Consider the following 22945-nt stretch of genomic DNA (forward strand, 5'->3'; position numbering starts at 1 on the left):
CGCTAACGCTACGCCTCGCCGCCAGCTGTCAGCGGCCTGGAGGCTCCCTGTACGTGGCGCCATACCGACTTGGTCTGGATCACACTGCGTTCCTTACACCTGTTTTTCGGCCCAACCCCGGATCACGCGCACTTGATATATGGACTGATTGGTACTAAATTCACGGCATGACACGCGGACGCCCCATTGCCTTCAGCCCCGACCAAGCCACCAGTGCCGCCATGCAGGTATTCTGGGCGCGTGGTTACGACAGTGCTTCGACGCGAGATCTGCTCGATGCCATGCAGATTTCGCGTAGCAGCCTGTATCAAGCCTACGGCAACAAGGAGCAGCTGTTTCTCGAGGCGATGCGCCGCTACCGCGACAACTTGCTTGTGCGCCTCGCGAAGCGATCCGAGGCGGCACCTTCGGCGCTGGCATTCATCGAAGGGCTGTTTCTGGATACCGCCGCCGAGGCCGGCAGCGAGCGCGCCGCGCTGGGCTGCTTGATCTTCAACTCGGCAGGCGAGCTTGGCCAGCGTGAAGGGCTGGCAGCCGAGGAGGCGCGGCGCAGTCTCGACGCCATCACCGCGCTGTTTCAGCAGGTGATCGTCGCCGCCCAGCGCCAGGGAGACATCGATGCTCAGCGTGATTCCAAGGCTCTGGCCACCTACCTGACGATGGGCATGGCCGGGCTGCGTACCCTGCTCAAATCGACCCAGGATCGCGCCGCCACGCAAGCCGCCGCCACGATGTTTCTAGCGTCGCTTCGCTAACGCTTCGATACTCGCATGTCACTAGAGGAGCTTTTTTGCCGATTCTGGACTGATCAATCCATATTACAGGTACCGTGAGTACCCTCCACCGCAAACAGGAGTCACACCATGTCAGCCGACTACCAGATGCAGCTTGCCCCCCAGACCCTCGACAACGCCGACGACCAGGCACGCCCGCTGCTCGAGAAGGCCAACGACAAGCTGGGCTTTGTGCCGCATATGTATGAGGGCATGGCCAAGGCCCCCGGCGTGCTGAGCACCTACCTGCACGGCTATGAGCTGTTCCGCGAGGCCTCCGGCTTCGCGCCACCCGAGCAGGAAGTGGTGTTCCTGACCATCAGCCGTCTCAACGGCTGCGGCTACTGCATGTCGGCCCACAGCATGCTGGCCGACAAGATGTCCCAGGTGCCGGCCGACGTGCTCGAGGCCATCCGCACCGACCAGCCGATCCCCGATCAGCACCTGGCCGCGCTCAGCGCCTTCACGCGCGTCATGTTCGAGACGCGCGGCAAGCCGACCGAGGCCGACGTCAAGACGTTTCTCGAGGCCGGGTTCGAGGAGCAGCATGTCCTGCAGATCATACTGGCCATGGCGGTGAAGACGCTCTCCAACTACGCCAACCATGTGAACCACCCGGCGCTGGATGATGCCTTTGCCGGCCATGCCTGGCAGGGCTAACCTACCTATTCATGCCGGTGCAGCATCATGCGCTGCACCGGCATGACATCATCTGCATGAGGGCAATCCCATGTTACGTATCCTGATCCTGACACTTGCTACTCTAGGGTTTTCCGCACAGTCGTACTCCTCTGAACTCACACCGCTGGTCGACGCCGACTGGCTCAACCGCCACCTCGATGAGGACAACCTGGTGGTACTCGACGTGCGCTCGGATATCGACGGCGGCGGTGGCCGTGACGCGTTCGAAGCGACGCAGATTCCCGGCAGCCTGCACACACGCTACGGCGAAGACGGCTGGCGTGAGAGCCGCAACGACGTCGCCGGCCTGATGCCCGCCGTCGATGAACTGGAACAGTTGATCGGCGGGCTCGGCATCAGCAACGAGCATAGCGTGGTAATCGTCCCCGCCGGCACCGGCCCCACCGACTTCGGCACCGCCGCGCGCATCTACTGGACCTTCAAGATCCTCGGCCACGACCAGGTGGCAATTCTCGACGGCGGCTTCGCCGGCTGGCAGCAGCAAGGCTTCGAGGTAGCCAGCGGCCCGACGCCTAGCGTTGAGCCAGCCCCCTTCCAGGCCGAACTGCGCGAAGCACTGATCGCCACCACCGAACAGGTGGAAGAGGCGCGCCAACGCCAGGCCCAGCTGGTCGATGCCCGCCCGTCGGACTACTTCACCGGCGGGACCACCTCCCCCGCGGTACGCCTAGCGGGTACGATTCCGGGGGCACGCAACCTGCCACACCAGAGCCACCTGAATGACCGCAACGGTGCCTTCTACCTGGATACCGCGGGACTCGACGCGCGCATCAATGCCGCCGAACTGAACCGCGATGAGCGCACCATCGCGTTCTGCAACACCGGCCACTGGGCCGCCACCGACTGGTTTGTGCTCAGCGAGATCGCCGGCTTCGACAATGTCGCCATGTACGATGGCTCGATGGCCGCCTGGACGGTCAGCGAATCGCGCCCGGTGCAGCTGGCCCGCCGCGGCTTCGAGCTGCTCACCGGCGATTGATTCGAAACGTCATCGGCCCACCCACTGCCTCGGGCTCCACTCTGCCTGTCAGAAGAATGTCAGGCCGACCTGGAACAGCCGCTCCACGTCACGGATGCGGCGCTTATCGACCACGAACAGAATCACGTGGTCGCCGGATGCCACCACCACATCGTCGTGGGCGATCAGCACCTCCTTGCCGCGCACGATGGCACCGATGGTGGTGCCGCTGGGCAGGTCGATCTCGTCGATGGCACGGCCCACCACCTTGGACGAGCGCGCGTCGCCGTGGGCGATCGCCTCGATGGCCTCGGCGGCGCCGCGGCGCAGTGAGTGGACGTTGACGATGTCGCCGCGACGCACGTGGGTAAGCAGGCTGCCGATGGTGGCCTGCTGCGGCGAGATGGCGATATCGATTTCGCCGCCCTGCACCAGGTCGACGTAGGCGGCGTTGTTGATCAGCGTCAGCACCTTCTTGGCACCCAGCCGCTTGGCCAGCATCGACGACATGATGTTGACCTCGTCGTCGTTGGTCAGCGCGCAGAAGATGTCGCAATCCTCGATGTTCTCCTCCAGCAGCAGGCGCTTGCTGGTGGCGCTGCCGTGCAGCACCACGGTGCGGTCGAGACGCTCGGAGAGGGTGGTGCAGCGCTCCAGGTCGTGCTCGATGATCTTGACCTGGTGGCTGTGTTCGAGGTTCTCGGCCAGGCGCTCGCCGATATGGCCGCCGCCGGCGATCACCACGCGGCGGAAGTCGCGGTCGAGGCGACGCAGCTCGCTCATCACCGCGCGGATGTCACGCCGCGCGGCGATGAAGAACACCTCGTCGTCGGCCTCGATCACGGTGTCGCCGCGCGGAATGATCGGCCGGTTGCGGCGGTAGATGGCCGCCACCCGGGTGTCGACGTTGGGCATATGACGACGCAGGAAGCCGAGCTCCTGGCCGACCAGCGGGCCGCCGTAGAAGGCCTTGACCGCCACCAGCTGGGCCTGGCCGCCGGCGAATTCCAGCACCTGCAGGGCGCCGGGGTACTCGATCAGGCGGCGGATATGGTCGGTGACCACCTGCTCGGGGCTGATCAGCACGTCGATGGGCACCGCCTCGTGGGCGAACAGGCCCTTGCGGGTCAGATAGGCGGTGGCGCGCACCCGGGCGATCTTGGTGGGGGTGCGGAACAGGGTGTGGGCGACCTGGCAGGCGATCATGTTGACTTCGTCGGAGTTGGTCACCGCGATCAGCATGTCGGCGTCTTCGCAGCCGGCCTGGCGCAGCACCATGGGGTAGGAGGCGGGGCCGGACACGGTGCGAATGTCGAGACGATTGTGCAGATCACGCAGCCGACCGCCGTCGGTATCGACCACGGTGATGTCGTTCTCTTCGTGGGCGAGATGCTCCGCCAGGGTGCCGCCGACCTGACCGGCACCGAGAATGATGATTTTCATGAGAAGTTCTCCGTGTCGTTATCCATCGCCGCCGAGTCATCACGTTCGACCAGCAGGCGATAGCCGATACCGGCCTCGGTCTGCAGCAGAGCTGGCGCCCCCGGGTCGTCGCCAAGCTTGTGGCGAAGCTTGCTGATGACGATGCGCAGGTAGTGACTATCCTCGACGTGGCTGGGCCCCCACACCTCGCGCAGCAGTTGGGTCTGGGTCACCACCCGGCCGGCGTGTCGGCAGAGCCGCTCGAGCACCGCGTACTCCTTGGGCGTCAGGTGCACAGCCGTCGCGTGATGCCACAGACGCCGTGCACCGAGGTCGATCACCAGGCCACCCCGGCGATAGCAGCCTCCTTCCAGGGATAACGGCGACTCATCGCGATGGCGCAGCAAGGCACGAATCCGGGCCAGGAGCTCCTGAATGCCGAAAGGCTTGGTGACGTAGTCGTTGGCGCCACGGTCCAGGGCGCGTACCTTTTCGGTCTCCTGTCCCCGCACCGAGACAACGATGACCGGTACCTGGCTACGCGCGCGCAGACGGTTAAGCACCTCCTGGCCATCCATATCCGGCAGGCCCAGGTCCAGCAGCACCAGGTCGGGGAGCTCTTCGAGCGCCAGCGATAAGCCCTCTCCACCGCTTTGCGCCTCGTGAACCACGAATCCTTGGGAGACCAGGCTGATCCGCAGAAAGCGACGGATTTGCGGCTCGTCGTCGATCACCAGAATGCGTTGAGGCTCAGTCACCATGCGCGTCGCTCGCCTGTGTCGCTTGAGGGAGGGGAAGACGCATCACGATGCGCGTGCCCTGACCGTCGGGGGCCGGCAGGGCCGTGACACTGCCGGCATGAGCGCCCAGCATGCCGCGGCAAATAGCCAGGCCCAGACCGCTACCATGGCGACCGCGATCCCCCTCTCCGCCGGTAATGAACATGTCGAAGACCCGTTCACGCAGGTGCGGTTCGATACCCGGCCCCTGGTCAGTCACCGCGAGCCAGATATCCGCCGGAGAATGGCCGGCCTCGATACGCAGTACTCCGCCAGGTGGCGAGAAGCGTGCAGCATTCTCGATGACGTTGATAAGGGCCTGCTCGATAAGAGCCGGGTGCACATACAGCAACGGGAGTTCGGCCGGCCACGCTCGCCGTATCTCCAACCCCTGCAGCACTGGCCCCAGGCGTTTGAGAGCGCTCGCCACCAGATCGTCCAGGGCGATCCAGTCGCGCTCCAACTTGAGGCCTCCCTGCCCAAGGCGGGTCATATCCAGCAGGTTCTGGATATAGCGATCCAGCCGCTCGCTTTCACTGAGAATGCCATCAAGCAGCTCGGCGCGGTCGCAGGCACCGAGCTGGTCTCGCAGGTCGCGCAGCGTGCTCGCTGAGCCAATGATCGACGCCAACGGTGTCCTCAGATCATGCGAGACCGATGCCAACAGCGCCGAACGGAGTCGCTCGTTCTCTTCGGAAAGTCGTGAAGCCTCCAGGTCTGCCACCAGACGCGTACGCTCCAGCGCCAGAGACAGCAGCCGCAGCATGGCATCGATATGCCCCTCCTCATCAGGGGAAGGCAAGCGCTCTCTCTGTCCCAGCGCCAGTCCAACCAGAGCCACCAGGCGATCCTGTTCCAGTAGCGGAATGACCTGCCAATCGGTATCCATCGGCTGCTCAGTGCCTTTGCCACTCCGGCGAAGATGGCGACGGCTCCAGGCAACCGCTGTCTGAGCCCCGGCATCCAGCGACACCCCCGGCGGGGCACTGCGCGACGGCAGCAGATCGTCAGCATCTTCGGCTGCACCCAACACGACCACCGGACAACCCAGCCACTGCATCAGCGTTGCAGCGCCGGCCGCTTCGACTTGTTCACGGTGCGTCGCCATGGCCAGCTCGCGCGAGAAGGTCAACAGCTGATAGGTCTGTTCGCGACTGGCACGCAGTGCCAGCAGGCGCTTGCGCGCGCTGCCGGCCAACTGCCCCACGACCACCGCAACCAATAAATAGACGACGATGGTTACCACCTGGTCCTGCTCTACCATGGCCAGGGAGTGACGTGGCTCAGTCAGAAAAAAGTTGAAGCCAACGAAGCCCAGCAGGGCGGCGAGCATGGCCGAGCGTGTGCCTGCCAGGGTTGCACTGACCAGCACCGCAGCAAGGAATAGCAGTGACAGGGAGCCCAACTCCAGCCAGGACGCCAGCCCTGCCGCAAGCCCCAAGGCCGCCAGCGTCGCAGCCGCCGCGATGGCCGGATCACGCCAGCGCCACTTTATCCCGCGTCGGCGGGGCCGGAAACGGGGCCGCCGGCGCGCCTCGGCAACCACCACCAGGTCGAAGGGCCCTCCCAGGCGTGCTAGCCGCTCCGCGACCGGTCGACGCCAGATTCGCCATCCCGAGGGTCGTCCGTGGCCTACCAGCAGGGTGGCCACCTTGAGTTCCCTGGCCATGGCCACCAGCTCTCGCGCACGGTCCTGGCCCACGATGATCCGTGTCTCGCCCCCCAGCCGTTGCACTTGGGCAAAGTCTCGCTCCAGGATTTGCCGCCGGTGAGGGTTTACACCGCCACTGTCCACGTAAGCAGCACACCAATTCACCCCATCACGAACCGCTAGCCGATGCGCCGAGCGTACCAGGGCCGCATCTTCGTCTCCCCCACTCAGCGCCACCAGCAGGCGTACGGGCGCCAGGCGGCTCGATGCCAATGTGTCCGCTTCTACACTCTCCTGCATGCTTTCTACTCCAGCTTTCATGCGCACAACCGCCTAGCGCCGCCAGAACATCGGCGTCAACAGTACCAGTACCGTCAGGATCTCCAACCGCCCCATCAGCATGCCCACGCACAGCAGCCACTTGGCCGCATCCGGCAGCGGCGCAAAGTTGCCGGCGGGCCCAATGGTATCGCCAAGGCCCGGCCCCACGTTGGCCACGGCGGTGGCCGCTCCCGATAGCGCTGTCGTCATGTCGAGCCCCATCATCGCCAGTCCCAGTGCCAGCCCGGCGATGGTCAGGAAGAAGAAGAACGAGAAGGCGACCACGCCCCGGGTGATGTCGTCGGTGATCGGCTGGCCGTTGTAGCGAGTGGTAAAGACCCCGTTGACGTGGATCAGATAACGCAGCTGATTGCGCAGCAGGATGCTGGCGATCTGAAACCGGAAGATCTTCATACCACCGCTAGTGGAGCCACTGCAGCCGCCAACGAACGTCAGATAGAAGAAGGCCACGAAGGCCAGCGCTCCCCAGGTACTGTAGTCGTCCGACGCATAGCCGGTGGTGGTCACGATGGAGATCACATTGAAGGTGACATGGGTCAGTGCCTCGAAGGGCGGCGTGCCGAGCCACATGCGCCAGCCGGAAAGCAACACAATCACCACTAACAGCAGCGCCAGCAGGCCCTGCACCTGCTGGTCTCGCCATAGCGCCAGGCGCGAGCCGCGCAGGAAGCGGATATAGAGCACGAAAGGCATGGCGCCCATCAGCATGAACAGCGAGCCCAGCCACAGCAGATGAGGCTGTTCGGCGTAGGCACCGAAGGAGGCATCCGAGTTGGCGAAGCCGCCGGTGGCCAGGGACGTCATGGCATGCACCACCGCGTCCAGCGGTAGCATGCCGCCAAGCCAATAAGCCAGCATGGCCACCAGGGTGAAGCCCACGTAAATCGACAGGGTGGCCTTGGCGATGCCACCGGTACGTGGCATCACCTTGTCGGACCAGTCCGACGACTCGGTGTGGAAGAGACGCATACCCCCCACCTTGAGGAAGGGCAGGATGGCGATCCCCATCACGATGATGCCGATGCCCCCCAGCCACTGCATCATGCCTCGCCACAGCTTCAGGCCGTCAGACAGAACATCGATATCTTGTAATATGGTGGAGCCGGTCGTGGTGATTGCTGATACAGACTCGAACACCGCATTGGTGAAGGAAAGCTGGGGCCACCCAACACCAGCGGCAGGCTGGCCAGGGTGCTGATGCTGACCCAACTGAGGGTGGTCACCAGGAACATCTGCCCGGGCTTCAGGTAAAACTCGGCGCGCAGGGTGGCCAGCCAACTCACGACGACCGCACCGAGCACGATGCCAATAGACGTGGCGAAGGCCTGCGCATCGGGCTCCTCCTCTAGGATCAGCACCACCCAGGGCACGGCCATGAAGACCGCCAGAACCAGCCACAGCACCGATAACACCTTGAGGATCGGCGCCCAGTTACGCCACTGCTCCTGCAACTCATGCCAAAGACTCGCCATGGACTGGACCTATCTGTCGCACCGCCCTCGCAGGGCCCGATGGCGACCATGGCACCACAGCCCAGACTAAAAAATCCGTAAAAACCGCCACCGAGGCATGAGCGTATTTTACCCTGACTGCTTGGTAGTCATCCCTGACCTACATCGAGTTACAGCAGCACAGGCAGGTGGAAGAGGCGCGTCAACACCAGGCCCAACTGGTCGATGAGCCCCGTCGGACGACTAATGGGGAGTCGTCAGCGCCGCAGATCGAGCACCTGGTAAAGCCCCGACGCCTGATCGGGCTGGTCGTCGAGTTCGTCCGGGCAAGGGTTGGCAGGTGGCTCAACGGCGGCCACCTGGCCATCCGGGCGCTCCAATAATCTCCTAAGCTGGCCGAAATGCGGCACCTCCCCACCTTCCAGATCGAGCATCCCCAGCGTCGCCACCAGCGCCTCCATGCCGTGCGCTTGGTCCTCCAGCAGCTCATACACCTGCACGAAAGGCGTTCCATCGTCCCAGCCCACCTTGATCGGCTGGTCGACGATATTGACCTGAGTGCCCACCGGCACGGCACCGAATATCGCCTCGATATCCTCCGGGTACATGCGGATACAGCCGCGGCTGGCACGCATGCCGATGCCGTCCGGATCATTGGTGCCGTGGATCAGGTAGCCAGGGATATCCAGCAGAATGGCATACTTGCCAAGCGGGTTCTCCGGCCCAGGCGGCACTACCGCCGGTGCCGGCTCCCCTCGCGCTGCGGCCTCCTCACGCATGGAGCGGGGCGGATACCAGGCCGGATCCTCCAGCCGCATGGTCGCTCGGGTCACGCCCAGCGGCGTGTCGTAGCCCTCGCGGCCGATACCGATTGGATAGGTCTCGACTCGCGGCGTCTCCCCCGGCTCGGGCTCCGGGAAGTAGTAGAGACGCAGCTCGGGGATATTGATCACGATGCCCGTGCGTTCCGCATCGGGCAGGATATGCCGCGCCGGTACCACCACCTCGGTCCCGACGCCGGGCACCCAGATGCTGACGTCAGGGTTGGCGCGGCGGATCTCTTCGTAGCCCAGGTTATGGGCGCGCGCGATGTCGAGCAGCGTGTCCTCCTCGTTTTCGACGATGATCGTGTAAGTCTCGCCAATCACATCGCCATTTTCCGGCAAGGGGTAGTGGCCCAGCGGCCACTCTGTGGCCTCCTCGGCCAGCGCTGGCGACGCAACCAGCAGCGACAGGGCAAGCAGCAGTGCACACTGGCCGCGCCTGGCGGAGAGCGCGCTGGCCGTGACTCGGTTAGCAAGTGGCAGCATCAGGATGCCCTCCCATGGTCGCGTGAAGGCAGCACGCCGTGGCCAAGCGCACCGTCGACCGGCTGCCGACGCGACCAGGCGACAAGCGCCATGCCCGCGACGATCATCGGTGCGGTCAGCAGCATGCCCATGGTGACCCAGCCAAAGGCGATAAAGCCGAGATGCTCATCCGGCAGCCGTACGAACTCCACGGCGAAGCGGAACACGCCGTACAGCAGCATGAACATGCCGGAGATCATCCCCCGCCGCCGTGGCGCGGCGGATAGCCACCACAGCAGCACGAACAGCACCACGCCTTCCAGGGCGAACTCATACAGCGCCGAAGGGTGGCGTGTCTCGGGCCCCATGTGGGGAAACGGCATCGCCCAGGGCAGCTCGCTGACCCGACCGGGCAGCTCATAGTTGATAAAGTTGCCGATCCTCCCCGCCCCCAGGCCGATCGGCACCAGTGGCGCGATAAAGTCGGTGAGCTGGAAGTAGCCGAGCCGATGCCTACGCGCGAACAGCAGCGCCGCCACCAGCACCCCGAGCAGGCCGCCGTGGAAGCTCATGCCGCCGTCCCAGACCATGAACAGCCATAGCGGGTCGGCCACTAGGCGCTCGATACCGTAGAACAGGGCATAGCCGAGGCGGCCCCCTGCCACCACCCCCAGCGCCGCATAGAACACCAGGTCGCCGATGGCATCCTGGCTAAGGCCGACCCGATGAGCACGTCGGCGCCCCAGCCACCAGGCAGCGACGAAGCCGACCACGTACATCAGGCCATACCAGTGGATCTGCAGGGGCCCTAGCGAAATCGCCACTGGATCGATAGTGGGATAGTCCATCAGACGTCCCCCCGCGGCTTACCGTCATCGGCCGTAAACGCTGTCCGCACGGCCACCCGCCGGGTGACGTGCCAGCCTTTGCAATAGGTCATGGATAACCTCTCGTCTCTCGTGAAGATTGGCTCGTCAGCGAGACGAGCCGCCAATCAGCTACGAGTCAGACGCGAGGGGGGCGCTCGAGACGCCCAGGAGAGGTCGACAGCCAGGCGACGACCGGCGCGCGAAGGGCCTCGCTGGAGGGAGGGAGCAGTCCGGTATCGGGGGAGGCGCCGCCGGACAGATTGACGCAGGAGGTCACGCAGCCGCTACTGCTATCGTCTTGTCCTGCATCCATTGCGATATCGACGTCGAGCGAGGAAAGCAGCGCTACGGACGGTTCAGGCTGGATCGGGCAGCTCACGTCACCATGATGACTTGCTTCCGCCGCAGCCGAGGGCAGCGCCAGGGCAAGCACCAACGGTAGGAACAGCAGCCAGGAAAGCAGGAGGCGCAGCATGAGTCGGAGTCAACAGCCAGTGGGGAAGATAATGAGAGGCAGTATTTCATGGCGTTCGGCGCCCTACAACCGAGGGGCCGCACCCAGGTCGGCCGTACGGTGCCCTCGATATCAAACGCGCCTGGGGTCTTTTGCTAGTCGACGACATCAGAGTATCGGGGCGAGTAGATATGCCGCTCGCGCCGCGACCCGATGCCAGAGCGGCTGCGCCTCCACCTCGCCGGGGCGCATCCGCCACGAGCGGGAAAAGTCCGCCTCGAACATCGCCTCGACCTCGGCGGCGAATGCCGGGTCCATCACCAGCGCCGTCACCTCGAAGTTCAGGCGAAAGGAGCGGTTGTCCAGATTCACGGTGCCCACCGCCGCGCCGACGTCATCTACCAGAAAGGCCTTGCCGTGCAGGAACCCCTCCTCGAAGCGGTGGACCTCGACACCGGCATCCAGCAGTGAATCCAGAAACGCGTAAGCGGCAAAGTAGGTCAGCGGATTGTCCGGCCGCTCCGGAATCAGCACCCGTACGTCCACGCCGCTCAGAGCGGCCAGCTTGAGCATCGCCAGCACGCCCTCGTCGGGGACGAAGTAGGGGCTGGAGATCCAGATCCGCTCATGGGCGGCATGGATCGCCTGCTGGATCATCAGGCTGGCGGTCTCGAAACGGTCCGCGGGACCGGTGGGAAGGATCAGCACCGGCGACGCGTGGTGGGTGGGCACCACAGGCTCCCAGGGCAGCTCGGGCAACGTCTCGGTGGCCCAGTGCCAGTCCTCGAGAAACACCAGTTGCAGCGCCAGGGCTGCCGGCCCCTCGATCATCAGGTGGGTGTCCCGCCAGGGGCCAATGCGTGGATGACCGCGCAGGTACTCGTCGCCAACGTTGAAGCCGCCGACCCAGGCCCGGGCACCGTCAGCCACCACGATCTTACGATGGTTACGGAAGTTGAGCTGGAAGCGATTACCCGGCCCCCGGGTGGAGTGGAAGCGGTGCACGCGGACACCGGCCTCCTCCAGCGCCCTGAGATAGCTCCCCGGCAGGGCATAGCTGCCGATCTCGTCATACAGGAAGTAGACCTCGACGCCCTGCCGAGCCTTCTCGATCAAGCGAGTCTGCAGCGCCAGGCCCACCTCATCGGCGCGTACGATATAGAACTGCACCAGCAGATAGCGTTCAGCGGCCCCGATGCCGGCGAACAGACTCTCGAAGGTCGCCTCGCCATCGATCAGCAGCTCCACCCGGTTGCCGCCGAGAAACGGCAGCTTGGCCAGCTGCTCCACGCCCACCAAGTGCTTATCGCTGTGAGCCGCAGAAACGCCGTGGGCGCGCAGCTCGGCAAGTTTACTGGCTAGCGCCTGTCCTAGCACCGAGTCCTCGTCGCGCCGGGCCGAGACATAGCCCTGGAACCTCGCACGCCCGAACACCCAGTAGGTGGGCACCGCTACATAGGGCACCGTGTTCAGTGAGACGATCCAGGCCACTGCGCCCTGGGAGGTGCGACTCGACATCATGGCGTCCAGCGATGAGGCCAGGCCCACCAGATGGGCGACGCCCATCACAAGCAAGAGCCGGCGCCAGGGCCAGCGACGCCTGGCAGGCGCGTTCTGTGATGGTGACACGACTAGCTCCTCACTTCGCTCGGCCTTGCCGGCGCGGCCCATCAAGGGGAGTCCTCTCGACGTTCCTCTTTAGCCGTCGTTGCCGAGTCGCCAGTGCAAGGAGCACCGACGTCAGGCCTGCGCAGACAGGCTTCGCCGAGCATCAGTCGGCGCGCCAGCCACACCACGAGCGGTGGCAAGACGAGCCACTGCAGCAGCGGCGCAAGCCCCGTCCCCAACAGCGGCAGGGTGGGCATCCGCTCGGCGTATTGCCAGCGATCCTGCAGCACGGTGGCGTGCCACTCCAGCCCGATCGTGATCACCACGCCGACGACCACGAAACCGGCTATCGCCCTGCCGTGAGGCCGAAGCAACCAGTCGCGCTGCCGGAGTACCGCCGCCACGGCCCAGTAGGCCACGAGCGCGATGAGCACGTCCCCCAGGGTCGCCCGGGTGCAGAAGAGAACAGCGTCCCAGTGCCCCATTTCCGGCATCTCGGCGAACAGCGGTACTTGGAGGAACTCCCACGGATAGTTCAGCAGAAACGCAAAGAGCGCCACGTTGAACTCCGGGGTGGCCAGCAGCCGGTTCGACTTGCCGCATCCGGCTCGCGCTCCAGCCATGGTGAAAGCTCCAGAACAGAGAGGGGTCGATGCAGTGGGCAACGACAGGCGCCAGTGTTCCACGCCGCGCGAAGCCAGGCAAGCGGTGCCCTGCCCCCAAGTTGAACGGCAGATGTTTCTTGAGACTCGTCGCTCTAAGGTGCCCAAAGCGAGCCATCATGCTCAGGCCCGGCCCCGTCTATGGCGAAAGGTCTTGATCATTGCCGCCGTCTGCAGGACGAAGAGAATACCGACGAGCCCCAGGAACCAGAACCGAAACCAGTTGGGGTCCGGCACGCCTCGCTGGAAGGCCAGGTTCCTCAAGCTAAGCTCGTAATGCAGGAAAAGAAAATAAGAGGCGTGCAAGGCGACCAAGTAGAAGATGACATAGGCATACTGTTGTAGATGCTTCCAGGCCCGACTTCCCAGATAGCGTATGGCGCGATCAGAGGATATCGCCATCAGGACGAGTGCCCAGAACAGGGCCACCAGGCCGATCAGATTCGCCAGCCCGAAGCCGGGGTCTACGAGGACCGGCCCCGGAATCCCGATATTGTCAATGTGTTGGTAGCCCAGGGAGCCGCTTATCGACCAGCGTGCCCAACCGTCCCACACCAGGTAGGCATGCACGGCAGCGTACAGCGCGAACCAGATACCGAAGGCCCGCCGCCAGTGCATAAGTGAGACCATCACCTTTGGCCAGAGGCGCGCGACGGGGCCAATGGACAAGGCGACGAACAGCAGGGTGAAGGCCGCGTCCCCAAAGGCCCGCCAGGTGCGCATCTCATTATCCCACTCCAGGCGGCTGGCCCAGAAAAGGTATGTCACTACGGCACCGATGAGCACGACAGCCAGGTGCTTCAGGAGGCGGTACTTCCCCACTGAGGTAGTCGCCTCCGCCGAGGCTTCAAACGCTTTGCCCATCCTCTTCTGTCCCGGGGGGGGGTGCTGACTCATTCGCTTCTTCTCCAGCATCAAGAGCCACCTTACAGCGTCGACCAGTCGCGCCCACCGTTGTCACTGAGCAACAGCCGGCCCTCGTCATCCGCCGCCACTAGCCGCTCGGGGTCGTTCGGGTCAACCGCCAGGTGCAGCAGGTAGCGTTCACCCCAGCCTCGTTTTACGACTTCCCACTCGCGGTTGGCTTCCTCAGCCACTAACAGACCACCACCCAGCATGAAGGCATAGAGCCGCCCATCATGGGCCACCACCAGGCTCGCGGGACGGCGCTCGGGGTGAATCGGGCGCCAGCGCAGGCCGCCATCCGGGCTCAGCAACAGGCCATCCTGGGTGGCGGCATAGAGATGCTCGGAGTCGCGGCTCGAGGCCGCCAGGGCAATCAGGCCGTCCGGGGTCCGCTCCTGAATCTGCCATTGCTGGCCGCCGTCGTGGCTGACTTGCAGCTGGCCGGAAAAGGCACCGTAGAGCACGTCGGGGTCGGCTTCGCTGACGGTGAGCTGATGGAAATCCACCGGACCATCGGCGCCAGGCGAGCGCTGCTCCCAGTGTTTACCGCCATCGCTGGAGACTACCACGCCAAGGTTGCCGCCCCGGGCCGGATGGCCGCTGGCGAAGAAAGTCTCGGCGTCAGTGGGGTGCGGCGTGAAGCCCATGAAATCATGGGCCTCCTCCGACACTCGGCGCGCCAGCCGATCAGCACCGATGGCATAGAAGCCATGGTGGGTGGCCAGCCAGATCCGCTCGCTGTCGGCGCGGTCGAAGGCCAGGCCGTGAATATGGGTCTGTTGGCGTAATTGCTCGAGGCTGATGCCCTCCGGCTCGCGGGAACAGCCCGCCAGCAGCAGGCTCGCCACGGCGGTCAGCAGCAGGAAAGCACGTCGGAAGTCGCGCATCGCAAGAGGTCCTCGTTCATTCGGGTAAGGCCGGAGCTGGCGCGCAGCGCCGCGTTTGGCGGTGTCATAGGGCAGCCTCAGTTCACGCGGATCGTCGCCATCATGCCCAGTTCCTCGTGCTCGATGATATGGCAGTGGAATAGCCAGTCGCCAGGCTCGCGGAACACCATGCGCAGCTTGAGACGCTGGTAGGGTGCCAGGTTGACGGTGTCCTTCCAGGCCAGCCACGGCGCCTCACGCCACTCGTCGTCGGCATCGCGGGTGGCGATCACCTGGAAGTGAGTACCGTGTACATGGAAGGGGTGGTCCATGTGGGAGTTGTTGAAGACCTCCCACTCCTCTACCTCGCCGGCCCGGCCCTCGAAGAGGACCTCGTCCATGGCGAAGGCACGCCCGTTGATCAGGAAGTCCACCTCCGGGCGAGCATCGCCGTCCTGACCAGCACCGTGGGCGGCATGACTGGCCCCCGGGCCATGGGTGTGGTGGTGGCTGTCGCTGCCACCTCCATGCTCGGCATGGGGATCGGCGTGGCCCTCGCCGTGGTCGTCATGGCCCGGCATCACCTCGCTAAACTCCACCCGGCGCCGTACGTCCGGCTCGCCCAGGGGCTCGACGCGTCCCAGACGCTCGGGCAGTGCCACGGCAGGATAGACGCCGGCGTTTAGGGTGTTGATCGACAGCAGCGGCAACACGTCGTCCAAGTGTGGCGGCCGAGCGCCCATCCAGCCGCGCTCATAGGGGTAGCTTGCCAGCAGGAAGCGTTCATCGGCCCGCTCACTTACCCTTACCAGCAGGTCGGCGCGCTCCCCCGGGGTGAGCAGCAGTTCCTCGAGTGGCCGCGGCCGCCCGATCAGCCCGCCATCGGTGCCGATCAGGGTGAGTTCGTGCGCATCCAGGCGCAGGCGCAGGTAGCGGCCGGCACAGGCATTGACCAGCCGTAGCCGCAGCGTCGTACCCGGTGCCACATCCAGACGCGGTTCGCGCTGGCCGTTGACCAACAGCAGCTCACCTTCGCGGCCGTTCATCCAGTCCTCGGCGGTATGCGCTGCCACCTCCCCCTCCACATCGAGACGCAGGTCGCTGACCATCAGCAGGTGCTCTTCCACCTCCGCGGGCAACACGTCCTGAGCGGGCCTTACCAGCAGTGCGCCTGCCAAGCCGTGGGCGATTTGCCGGGCGGTGCCATGGTGTGGGTGAGGATGGAACCAGTGCAGGCCGGCGCTGCCCTCGGGGAGGGTGTAGCGGTACTGGCGGGACTCGCCCGGCGCCACGGCGTCCCACGGGGCGCCATCCTGGGCCGGCGGCACCGGCACGCCATGCCAGTGCACGGTGGTCTCATGCGACAGCTCATTGAATAGGGTGACATCCAGTTCATCGCCTTCCCTCACTTCAATCAGCGGCAGTACCTTGCCGTTGTAGAGCCACAGCCTGGCTTCCAGCTCGTCGTTCAGTGGCACTGCATGGGGCGCCGGGGTCAAGGCACTTTGGAAATGGCCGGCAGCATCGCTCAGATTGACGATACGAGGCAGCGGCTGAAGTGCCTGGCCACCCTCCGGCAAGGCGGTAAGCATGGCCGGGGCAGCCGAATGGGGATGTTGGCGGGATAAAGCAAAGCCCATGCCACCCGCGGTAGATAGCACCAAGGCGCCTAGCGCCGAATAGCCTAGAAAGTCGCGACGATTCATCAACTTGTCCTCATGACATGAACACTCTCACCGGGGATCGCTTACCACGGTGCAACAGGGGCAAGAGGGTTCAGGCGCGAGGAGGACGCTCGAAGGGGGCGATAGATCTGGAGGGATTGCCCAGGCCCGGGCTGGCCGTGAAGTGGCCAGATACTACTTGGCGGGTGGCCAGCTCAGCCATTGAGGCTCCGCACTGGGCGCAAGGCATGCTGCAAGGAGACGCGGCAACCGGATGAGACTCGTCGATCTCGGCGGTTGTAGCCAAGTCCCACCCCGCCTGGCTGTGCTTGGCCAGGTTCTGCGGGCAGGGGCCGTCACCATGATGGTCTTGCGCCGCCACAGGCGCTGCCAACGCCAGTAGCAGGATCATTAGGCCGATGCGCCAGTAGTGACAGAGTCGAGACATGTGCTGATAAGGCCATGCAAGCCAAACGGACCGCGAGTATTTCACGCGCCCAAGGACGCCCGCAACCAGCGTCCCGCACGCAGGTTTACCATCGATGTGCCCTTGATCTGCATCAATAGCAAGGTGGCGGCGATGCACTAGGGTAAGTACAACGCCACGTCAGTCGAGCCTCAGGCCATGGACACAGCCGCACCCGCGCCACATCCCGGATCAAAGCACTGCGGCCGGTCATTCTGGCTCAGCGTTTTTCTGCTGGCGTTGATACTGGTGGTAGCACCTCGCTTGTCCCACGCCCATACCGAGCCAACGGGGTCTCCCAGCAACGCAGTAGCGCCGGCTGGCCTTGCGCTCTCTGCGCCTGAGGGCACGTCTTCTCCGCGACTCACCACACCACCCGAGACCCCACGCTGCGATCATGGGCACGCGGCGTTCCAGACTGTGGGTCCCCTACCCCGGCTCGGCCTCGATCACGACGCCGATCATGATGCATATGACGACAGCGAAGCGCCCATTCGCCCGCCTGCCCATCATCCCGCGGTACTGCCCCCTTCCATTCCCCCGGTCATCCCCCTCTACCTGCTCACGCAGCGATTCCGGTCCTGAGTCTCGCGGCTCACTCATCGTTGACAGTGACGAACGAACATTGACCTGTGTGCCCCACACAGCTCGCAGAATGTAGGTGATGATCATCGATCGGGCTCTCTTGCCCGACGGGAGAATGAACATGAAGACTCATAAGCACGCTATCGCCCTCGGGCTTGCCCTGTCACTCGCTGTAAGCGGCACCGGCCTCGTCCTCGCGCAAGGCATGATGGGCGACCAAACGAGCCAAGGACGCACCATAATGGGTGGGATGATGGGCAGCCAGGCCGGCATGGGCCCTGGCATGATGGGGGACATGATGGGCGGCGATCAGGGCGGCATGGGCCCCGGGATGATGCAGGGCATGATGGCCGGCGGCATGATGCCTTGCCCGATGATGAGCAAGGGCATGGGCATGATGCAGATGCTCGAACCCGAGCAGCGCAGCGAGATGCGTGGGCTGATGCAGGAGCACCGCCCTGCCCAGTTCGAGCGCATGGGTCGCATGATGAACCTGCGCGACGACCTGATGGCCGAGATGCACGGCGAGCGCCCCGACCCGGAGGCCGTGCAGGTACTCCACGGCCAGATGGCCGAGCTGCATGGCGAAATGATGGCCGAGATGGTGCGCATGCGGAATGCCATGCATGACCTGCTCACCGACGAGCAGCGCCAGCAGCTCGAACGAAGCGTACCCGAGAGCAGCGTCGATCCCGATGACCACGACGCCCACCACTGAATCGCGGCGATAGACGCGTCAGAACCTACGGGCGGCTCGCCAATGGCCGCCCCTTCGGCCCGCTAGCAGGAGGCATGCGATGACCGATTCGACGGCCAAGACGATCACCCTCACGGTGCCCGGCATGGGCAGCGACCACTGTGCCGGCATCGTGCGCAAGACGCTCCAGCGCCTCGACGGCGTGGGCGAGATCGAGACCAATATCGCCAACCATCGGGTCAGCGTGACCCTCGACGACGACGGCCCCGACGGAGAGGCACTGAAAGGCGCCGTGGAAGGCGCCGGCTATGACGTCGCGGCGGTGCAAGACCAAGGCGACGACGTAGGCGACAGTGACGCCGAGATCGAGGAAGCCTATCTCGGCCAGGCCCGCAAGCGGCTATGGATTGCCGGCGTGCCCACCACCCTGATCATGCTGCTGATGATGCCGCATATGTTCTGGCAGCCGATTCCCGGTTATCTAGCGATCGTGGCGCTGCTGGCCTTCCCGGTGGTGTTCCTCTACGGCGGTATCGCCACCCATAAATCGAGCTGGCGCTCGCTGAAGAACGGCACCTTCAATATGGACGTGCTGATCTCCATGGGCAGCCTGCCGCCCTATTTGATCGGGCTGATCGGGTTCGTCTATCCGATGACCTCGTTCATCGAGATGGCCGCCACCATCATGACCTTCCACCTGCTGGGGCGCTACCTGGAGGCTCTGGCCAAGGGGCGCGCCTCCCAGGCGATCCGCCGCCTGCTGACCCTGGGCGCCAAGACCGCCCGAGTGGAGCGCAACGGCGAGGAGGTCGAAGTCCCGGTGAAGGAGCTGGCACCGGGCGATATCATGATCGTGCGCCCCGGCGACAAGGTCCCCACGGACGGCGAGGTGGTCGATGGCGAGAGCCATCTGGACGAGTCCATCGCCACCGGCGAATCGGTGCCGGTCTACAAGAGCCGCGGCGACAGCGTGATCGGCGCCACCCTCAACAAGGAGGGCCGGCTGCGGGTCAAGGCCACTCGGGTCGGCGGCGACACCTTCCTGGCCCAGGTGGTGCGCCTGATCGACCAGGCCCAGGGCTCGCGGGTGCCGATCCAGGAGTTTGCCGACCGTATGACCGGCCGCTTCGTGCCGGCGGTGCTGCTGATCGCCCTGGCCAGCCTGATCGTCTGGCTGTTGGTGCCCGACATCATGCGTCCGATCCTCGACTGGGGCGCCGGCTTCCTGCCCTGGGTCAATCCCGAGGCCGCCACCCCGGTGCTGGCGATCCTCGCCGCCGTCGCGGTGCTGGTCATCGCCTGCCCCTGTGCCCTGGGCCTGGCCACCCCCACCGCGCTGATGGTCGGCTCAGGCATCGGCGCCGAACGCGGCATCCTGATTCGCTCCGGTGAGGCGATCCAGACCTTCAAAGACGTCAAGGTGATGGTGCTCGACAAGACCGGCACCATCACCCGCGGCGAACCGACCCTCACCGAGGTGGTGGCCGCAGAAGGCGTCGACGAAGCCCGGCTGTTGACCCTGGCGACGAGCGTCGAGAACGCCTCGGAGCATCCCATCGCCCGGGCCATCGTCGAGGGCGCCCGGGAGCGCGGCGCCGAGCCCGGCGAGGTTCAGGACTTCCGCTCCACTGGCGCCCGCGGCGTCTCGGGGCGGGTGAGCAACGAGTCGGTGCTGATCGGCAACCGTCGACTGTTGGAAGAGGAAGGTGTGCAGGGCCTCGAGGCACTGGATGACGCCATGAGCGAGCTCGAGGGCAGGGGCCGCACCGTAGTGATCGTCGCCGCCGACGGCCAAGCGCTGGGACTGGTGGCCGTGGCCGACACCCTCAAGGAAGAGTCGATCGAGGCCATTCGCGGCATGCACGCCCTCGGCCTGCACGTGGTGATGATCACCGGCGACAACGAACGCGCTGCACGCGCCGTGGCCAAGGAGGTCGGCATCGATGAGGTTCAGGCCGGGGTGCTGCCGGAAGGCAAGGTCGACGCTATTCGCGCGCTCCAGGAAAAACACGGCAACCACGTGGCCATGGTTGGTGACGGCATCAACGACGCCCCGGCGCTGACCCAGGCCAACGTCGGCATCGCCATCGGCGCCGGTGCAGACGTCGCCATCGAGGCCGCCGACGTGACCCTGGTGCGCGGCGAGCTAACCGGCGTGGTAGAGGCCATGCATCTCTCCCGCGCCACCTACGGCAAGATCGTCCAGAACCTGATCTGGGCCAGCGGCTACAACATCGCGGCCATCCCCATCGCGGCCCTGGGCCTGCTTCACCCGATGATCGGCGTGATCGCCATGACCGCAAGCTCGCTGTCGGTGATCGGCAACTCGCTGCTGCTCAAGCGGCGCTTCACTCGCGAAACCCCGCAAGGAGAAGCCTAATGAACCGCCTTCACCACTGGATGATGACCGCTTGCGTGGGACTGATGGCGGCGGTCATGCTGCTGCTGATGTGGCGCGCCCAGTCGCTGGGCGGCGGCGCCTGGCTGCTACTGCCCATGGCCATGTGCCTTGGCGCCCACTGGCTGCTGCATCGTCACTGGCACCGGGAACAGGACAAGTAACCTGGCGCCAGCTGTGGCGGATTGCAACGGCCCCCGAAGGTGAGCCATGCCGACATATCACCGTGGCCATCTCGTATGGTGTCCATCGATCACGAAGATGTGCCGATGTCGGCCTTGCGTGTGGTGGTGAGGATGGCAGTGGGGTTCCGGCCCCTCCCACCCTTCGTGTTCGTGCTGATGGTGCTTATCATGGTAATGCAGATGGGTATGCGTCATGGGGGCATGATCGTGCTCGAGAACCAGCGGATCATGGGCACGCCATACCAGTGCCGCTAGCGCCGTTGCCCCCAACGCTACCATTCCCAGCACGGCGAAGGTTTCAGCAAGGCCGAGATGCGCTCCCATCCAGCCCGCCAGCGGATAGGTCGCCAGCCAGCAGCCGTGCGACAGTGAAAACTGCGCGGCGAACAGCGCCGGTCGATCCTCCGACTGACAGGAGCGCTTGAGCAGGCGCCCGGCGGGGGTCATGACCAGCGAAGCGCCAGCGCCGAGCAGCAGCCACAACCCAAGAAGCCCGACGAGCTCGGGGCCGAACAGACCCAACGAGAGGCTCAGGGTCATCAGCAAGCCGCCCAGCAGCATGACCGGCCGTTCGGGCAACCGATCCAACACCTTGGGAAGCAGCAAGGCCACCAGCATGGAGCCCCCACCGGCCGCGGCAAAGGCCAGGGCTACCTCGCGCTCGCCCAGCCCCAGCATCGAGCGTACGTAGACCACCGTATTGACGATCTGCATGGCCCCGGCGGCCGATACCGCCAGGTTCAATGCCAAGAGTCCGCGCAGCCTAGGCGTCTTGAGGTAGATCCTCAGGCCATGGGAGACGCGCTGCCAGACGCCCGGCGCGTCCGCCACCGGACGAGGCGAGGGCAGTGTCACCGACACGATCAATGCCGCCGAGAGCAGGAAGGCCAAGGCGTTGAGCACGAACAACACATCGAAGCCCATCACCATCAGCAGCGCCGCCGCGGCCACCGGGCTCAGCAGGTTCTCCAGGTCATAGGCGAGGCGCGACAGCGACAGCGCCCGGGTGTACTGCCCATCATCCTCCAGAATGTCGGGGATTGTCGCCTGGAAGACCGGTGTGAAGCCTGCCGAGCAGGCGTTGAGCAGGAAGATCAGCACATAGATCTGCCACACCTCGGTGACGAAAGGCAGCGCGCAGACCACCGCCGCTCGCAGTAGGTCCAGGCCGACCAGCAGCCAGCGCCGTGGCAGGCGCGCCGCATAGGCGCCCACCAGTGGCGCGATGCCAACATAGGCCACCATCTTGATCGCCAGTGCCGTGCCCAGCACGACCCCCGCCTGCCCCGCCGCCAGGTCATGGGCCAGCAGTGCCAGGGCCACCGTGGTCAGGCCTGTGCCGACCAACGCAATGACCTGGGCAGCGAACAGGTGACGGTAGACGCGGTTGGCGAGCACGTCGAGCATGGGGCCTCCTCTCGGGGCGGTGGCGCTACAGGTAGCGGGTGATCGTCTTGAACTCCTCTACCCTGGCACGCTGCTCCTGGCTTTGAGGGCCTAGCGCTTCCTCCAGGCAGTGGTCGATATGGTCCTGCACCAGGGTGCGCTTGGCCTGCTGGATGGCCTTTTCCACAGCGTGAAGCTGCTGGGCGATGTCCAGGCACGAGCGCCCGTCCTCGATCATCTGGGTCACGCTCTGCAGGTGGCCCCGGGCGCGGCTCAGGCGGTTGATGATGTCAGGGTGCGACTGGTGAGTATGCGGTGTCATCTTCAGTTCCTTTATTCTATTCCTATCCTCTGGGAGGGGATGTTAAGCTCTTGCCGGTGCTGTGCCAATGACCCGCGTCAGGGCTATGCGCTACTCGAAGTCACGTTTCGCTGCCCTCCTGGTACATTACTTTCATGCTCAACCGGCTTCGCCATCGCCTCGGTTACCTGATCCTGCTTATTCTCATCGTGCCCGGTCTGGTCATGACCAGTGTGGGGGAAGCGCATGCCCACGGAGCGGTAAGCCCGGCTGGCCTGGAGACCGTTCATCAGGAAGCTCAGCACGGCGGGCATGGCCATGCGCATAAGCATGACCATGAGCAGGATGACAGCCGTCAATTGCACCACGAGAGTAGCCATTTTCACGACAAAGTGGACCGACTCGTAGCAGGCATGCTCCTCGAGCCAGGGTTTCACGAAGCCCCGCGAATAGGTGAATGGGGTGGCGCTCCGCTACGCCGCGTCTACCGCCTGGAGCGCCCTCCACGGCCGGTTATCGAAGGATGACCGG

Annotated in this window: 20 protein-coding genes and 1 pseudogene; 6 read left to right on the forward strand and 15 right to left on the reverse strand. The window is 64.8% G+C overall.

What is annotated here, in order from left to right; translation table 11 throughout:
• The first annotated feature begins 167 nt into the window (after positions 1 to 167).
• The 3 genes from QC821_RS06380 (at position 168) to QC821_RS06390 (ending at position 2454) form a co-directional block, all read left to right on the forward strand.
• Positions 168 to 755: a TetR/AcrR family transcriptional regulator gene (locus QC821_RS06380; RefSeq protein WP_309718534.1), complete on the forward strand. Its 588-nt coding sequence runs from the start codon at positions 168 to 170 to the stop codon at positions 753 to 755.
• A 108-nt stretch (positions 756 to 863) separates the two neighbouring features.
• Positions 864 to 1433, forward strand: coding sequence for a carboxymuconolactone decarboxylase family protein (locus QC821_RS06385; protein WP_309718537.1), 570 nt, complete (start codon positions 864 to 866; stop codon positions 1431 to 1433).
• Between the two features lie 70 nt (positions 1434 to 1503).
• Positions 1504 to 2454, forward strand: a complete 951-nt coding sequence (locus QC821_RS06390) for a sulfurtransferase (RefSeq protein ID WP_309718540.1) — start codon at positions 1504 to 1506, stop codon at positions 2452 to 2454.
• Between the two features lie 48 nt (positions 2455 to 2502).
• Here the strand turns inward: QC821_RS06390 and trkA are convergent, their stop codons facing one another.
• The 12 genes and pseudogenes from trkA to QC821_RS06450 all read right to left on the reverse strand — a co-directional run bounded on the left by trkA (position 2503) and on the right by QC821_RS06450 (position 16438).
• The gene (gene trkA / locus QC821_RS06395; protein ID WP_309718542.1) at positions 2503 to 3876 is read right to left on the reverse strand and encodes a Trk system potassium transporter TrkA; all 1374 of its coding nucleotides are present in this window, start codon (positions 3874 to 3876) and stop codon (positions 2503 to 2505) included.
• Positions 3873 to 4616 (reverse strand): response regulator transcription factor, encoded by a 744-nt coding sequence (locus tag QC821_RS06400; RefSeq protein WP_309718544.1) that lies wholly within the window; start codon positions 4614 to 4616, stop codon positions 3873 to 3875. The genes trkA and QC821_RS06400 overlap by 4 nt, the downstream gene beginning before the upstream one ends.
• The gene (locus QC821_RS06405) at positions 4606 to 6585 is read right to left on the reverse strand and encodes a DUF4118 domain-containing protein (protein ID WP_309718547.1); all 1980 of its coding nucleotides are present in this window, start codon (positions 6583 to 6585) and stop codon (positions 4606 to 4608) included. The genes QC821_RS06400 and QC821_RS06405 overlap by 11 nt, the downstream gene beginning before the upstream one ends.
• Positions 6586 to 6618: 33 nt before the next feature.
• A pseudogene (trkI, locus tag QC821_RS06410) lies at positions 6619 to 8099 on the reverse strand (Trk system potassium transporter TrkI).
• Positions 8100 to 8335: 236 nt separating this feature from the next.
• Positions 8336 to 9388 (reverse strand): L,D-transpeptidase family protein, encoded by a 1053-nt coding sequence (locus tag QC821_RS06415; RefSeq protein ID WP_422720012.1) that lies wholly within the window; start codon positions 9386 to 9388, stop codon positions 8336 to 8338.
• Positions 9388 to 10218 carry a prolipoprotein diacylglyceryl transferase gene (gene lgt, locus QC821_RS06420; protein ID WP_309719104.1) on the reverse strand — a complete coding sequence of 277 codons (831 nt, stop codon included), beginning with the start codon at positions 10216 to 10218 and terminating at the stop codon, positions 9388 to 9390. Before lgt ends, QC821_RS06415 begins: the two co-directional genes overlap by 1 nt.
• A gap of 154 nt (positions 10219 to 10372) precedes the next feature.
• Positions 10373 to 10711: a hypothetical protein gene (locus QC821_RS06425; RefSeq protein ID WP_309718550.1), complete on the reverse strand. Its 339-nt coding sequence runs from the start codon at positions 10709 to 10711 to the stop codon at positions 10373 to 10375.
• A gap of 147 nt (positions 10712 to 10858) precedes the next feature.
• Positions 10859 to 12256: a cardiolipin synthase gene (gene cls / locus QC821_RS06430; RefSeq protein ID WP_309719107.1), complete on the reverse strand. Its 1398-nt coding sequence runs from the start codon at positions 12254 to 12256 to the stop codon at positions 10859 to 10861.
• A gap of 104 nt (positions 12257 to 12360) precedes the next feature.
• A complete protein-coding gene (locus tag QC821_RS06435) occupies positions 12361 to 12921 on the reverse strand; it encodes a hypothetical protein (protein WP_205600930.1) in 561 nt (186 codons plus the stop codon).
• Positions 12922 to 13083: 162 nt separating this feature from the next.
• Positions 13084 to 13875, reverse strand: coding sequence for a hypothetical protein (locus tag QC821_RS06440; RefSeq protein ID WP_309718557.1), 792 nt, complete (start codon positions 13873 to 13875; stop codon positions 13084 to 13086).
• Positions 13876 to 13886: 11 nt separating this feature from the next.
• Entirely contained in the window at positions 13887 to 14753 is an 867-nt protein-coding gene (locus QC821_RS06445; protein WP_309718560.1) for a WD40/YVTN/BNR-like repeat-containing protein, read from the reverse strand.
• 77 nt (positions 14754 to 14830) lie between these two features.
• Positions 14831 to 16438, reverse strand: a complete 1608-nt coding sequence (locus QC821_RS06450) for a multicopper oxidase family protein (protein ID WP_309718563.1) — start codon at positions 16436 to 16438, stop codon at positions 14831 to 14833.
• A gap of 1250 nt (positions 16439 to 17688) precedes the next feature.
• Between QC821_RS06450 and QC821_RS06455 the strand changes: the two genes are divergently transcribed.
• The 3 genes from QC821_RS06455 (at position 17689) to QC821_RS06465 (ending at position 20706) form a co-directional block, all read left to right on the forward strand.
• Positions 17689 to 18165, forward strand: coding sequence for a Spy/CpxP family protein refolding chaperone (locus QC821_RS06455; protein ID WP_309718565.1), 477 nt, complete (start codon positions 17689 to 17691; stop codon positions 18163 to 18165).
• A gap of 79 nt (positions 18166 to 18244) precedes the next feature.
• Positions 18245 to 20524 carry a heavy metal translocating P-type ATPase gene (locus QC821_RS06460; protein ID WP_309718567.1) on the forward strand — a complete coding sequence of 760 codons (2280 nt, stop codon included), beginning with the start codon at positions 18245 to 18247 and terminating at the stop codon, positions 20522 to 20524.
• Positions 20524 to 20706, forward strand: a complete 183-nt coding sequence (locus QC821_RS06465) for a hypothetical protein (protein ID WP_309718570.1) — start codon at positions 20524 to 20526, stop codon at positions 20704 to 20706. The genes QC821_RS06460 and QC821_RS06465 overlap by 1 nt, the downstream gene beginning before the upstream one ends.
• 57 nt (positions 20707 to 20763) lie before the next feature.
• Here QC821_RS06465 and QC821_RS06470 read toward each other — a convergent pair whose 3' ends face one another.
• The 3 genes from QC821_RS06470 to QC821_RS06480 all read right to left on the reverse strand — a co-directional run bounded on the left by QC821_RS06470 (position 20764) and on the right by QC821_RS06480 (position 22851).
• Positions 20764 to 22134 carry an MFS transporter gene (locus QC821_RS06470; RefSeq protein ID WP_309718572.1) on the reverse strand — a complete coding sequence of 457 codons (1371 nt, stop codon included), beginning with the start codon at positions 22132 to 22134 and terminating at the stop codon, positions 20764 to 20766.
• Between the two features lie 25 nt (positions 22135 to 22159).
• On the reverse strand, positions 22160 to 22435 hold the full coding sequence (locus tag QC821_RS06475) for a metal-sensing transcriptional repressor (RefSeq protein ID WP_309718574.1): 276 nt from the start codon (positions 22433 to 22435) through the stop codon (positions 22160 to 22162).
• An 83-nt stretch (positions 22436 to 22518) separates the two neighbouring features.
• A complete protein-coding gene (locus QC821_RS06480) occupies positions 22519 to 22851 on the reverse strand; it encodes a hypothetical protein (protein ID WP_309718577.1) in 333 nt (110 codons plus the stop codon).
• Positions 22852 to 22945: the final 94 nt, after the last annotated feature.

The sequence above is a fragment of the Franzmannia qiaohouensis genome, assembly GCF_031451695.1.
Classification (GTDB): domain Bacteria; phylum Pseudomonadota; class Gammaproteobacteria; order Pseudomonadales; family Halomonadaceae; genus Franzmannia; species Franzmannia qiaohouensis.

Coding starts and splice junctions, on each gene's coding strand:
- QC821_RS06455 (WP_309718565.1), top strand. CDS start 17,689: ATGGGTGGGATGATGGGCAGCCAGGCCGGCATGGGCCCTGGCATGATG.
- QC821_RS06425 (WP_309718550.1), bottom strand. CDS start 10,711: ATGCTGCGCCTCCTGCTTTCCTGGCTGCTGTTCCTACCGTTGGTGCTT.
- QC821_RS06475 (WP_309718574.1), bottom strand. CDS start 22,435: ATGACACCGCATACTCACCAGTCGCACCCTGACATCATCAACCGCCTG.
- trkA (WP_309718542.1), bottom strand. CDS start 3,876: ATGAAAATCATCATTCTCGGTGCCGGTCAGGTCGGCGGCACCCTGGCG.
- QC821_RS06460 (WP_309718567.1), top strand. CDS start 18,245: ATGACCGATTCGACGGCCAAGACGATCACCCTCACGGTGCCCGGCATG.
- QC821_RS06440 (WP_309718557.1), bottom strand. CDS start 13,875: ATGCTGGAGAAGAAGCGAATGAGTCAGCACCCCCCCCCGGGACAGAAG.
- QC821_RS06435 (WP_205600930.1), bottom strand. CDS start 12,921: ATGGCTGGAGCGCGAGCCGGATGCGGCAAGTCGAACCGGCTGCTGGCC.
- QC821_RS06470 (WP_309718572.1), bottom strand. CDS start 22,134: ATGCTCGACGTGCTCGCCAACCGCGTCTACCGTCACCTGTTCGCTGCC.
- QC821_RS06385 (WP_309718537.1), top strand. CDS start 864: ATGTCAGCCGACTACCAGATGCAGCTTGCCCCCCAGACCCTCGACAAC.
- QC821_RS06400 (WP_309718544.1), bottom strand. CDS start 4,616: ATGGTGACTGAGCCTCAACGCATTCTGGTGATCGACGACGAGCCGCAA.
- QC821_RS06415 (WP_422720012.1), bottom strand. CDS start 9,388: ATGCTGCCACTTGCTAACCGAGTCACGGCCAGCGCGCTCTCCGCCAGG.
- QC821_RS06445 (WP_309718560.1), bottom strand. CDS start 14,753: ATGCGCGACTTCCGACGTGCTTTCCTGCTGCTGACCGCCGTGGCGAGC.
- QC821_RS06380 (WP_309718534.1), top strand. CDS start 168: ATGACACGCGGACGCCCCATTGCCTTCAGCCCCGACCAAGCCACCAGT.
- QC821_RS06450 (WP_309718563.1), bottom strand. CDS start 16,438: ATGAATCGTCGCGACTTTCTAGGCTATTCGGCGCTAGGCGCCTTGGTG.
- QC821_RS06390 (WP_309718540.1), top strand. CDS start 1,504: ATGTTACGTATCCTGATCCTGACACTTGCTACTCTAGGGTTTTCCGCA.
- QC821_RS06405 (WP_309718547.1), bottom strand. CDS start 6,585: ATGCAGGAGAGTGTAGAAGCGGACACATTGGCATCGAGCCGCCTGGCG.
- cls (WP_309719107.1), bottom strand. CDS start 12,256: ATGGGCGTCGCCCATCTGGTGGGCCTGGCCTCATCGCTGGACGCCATG.
- QC821_RS06465 (WP_309718570.1), top strand. CDS start 20,524: ATGAACCGCCTTCACCACTGGATGATGACCGCTTGCGTGGGACTGATG.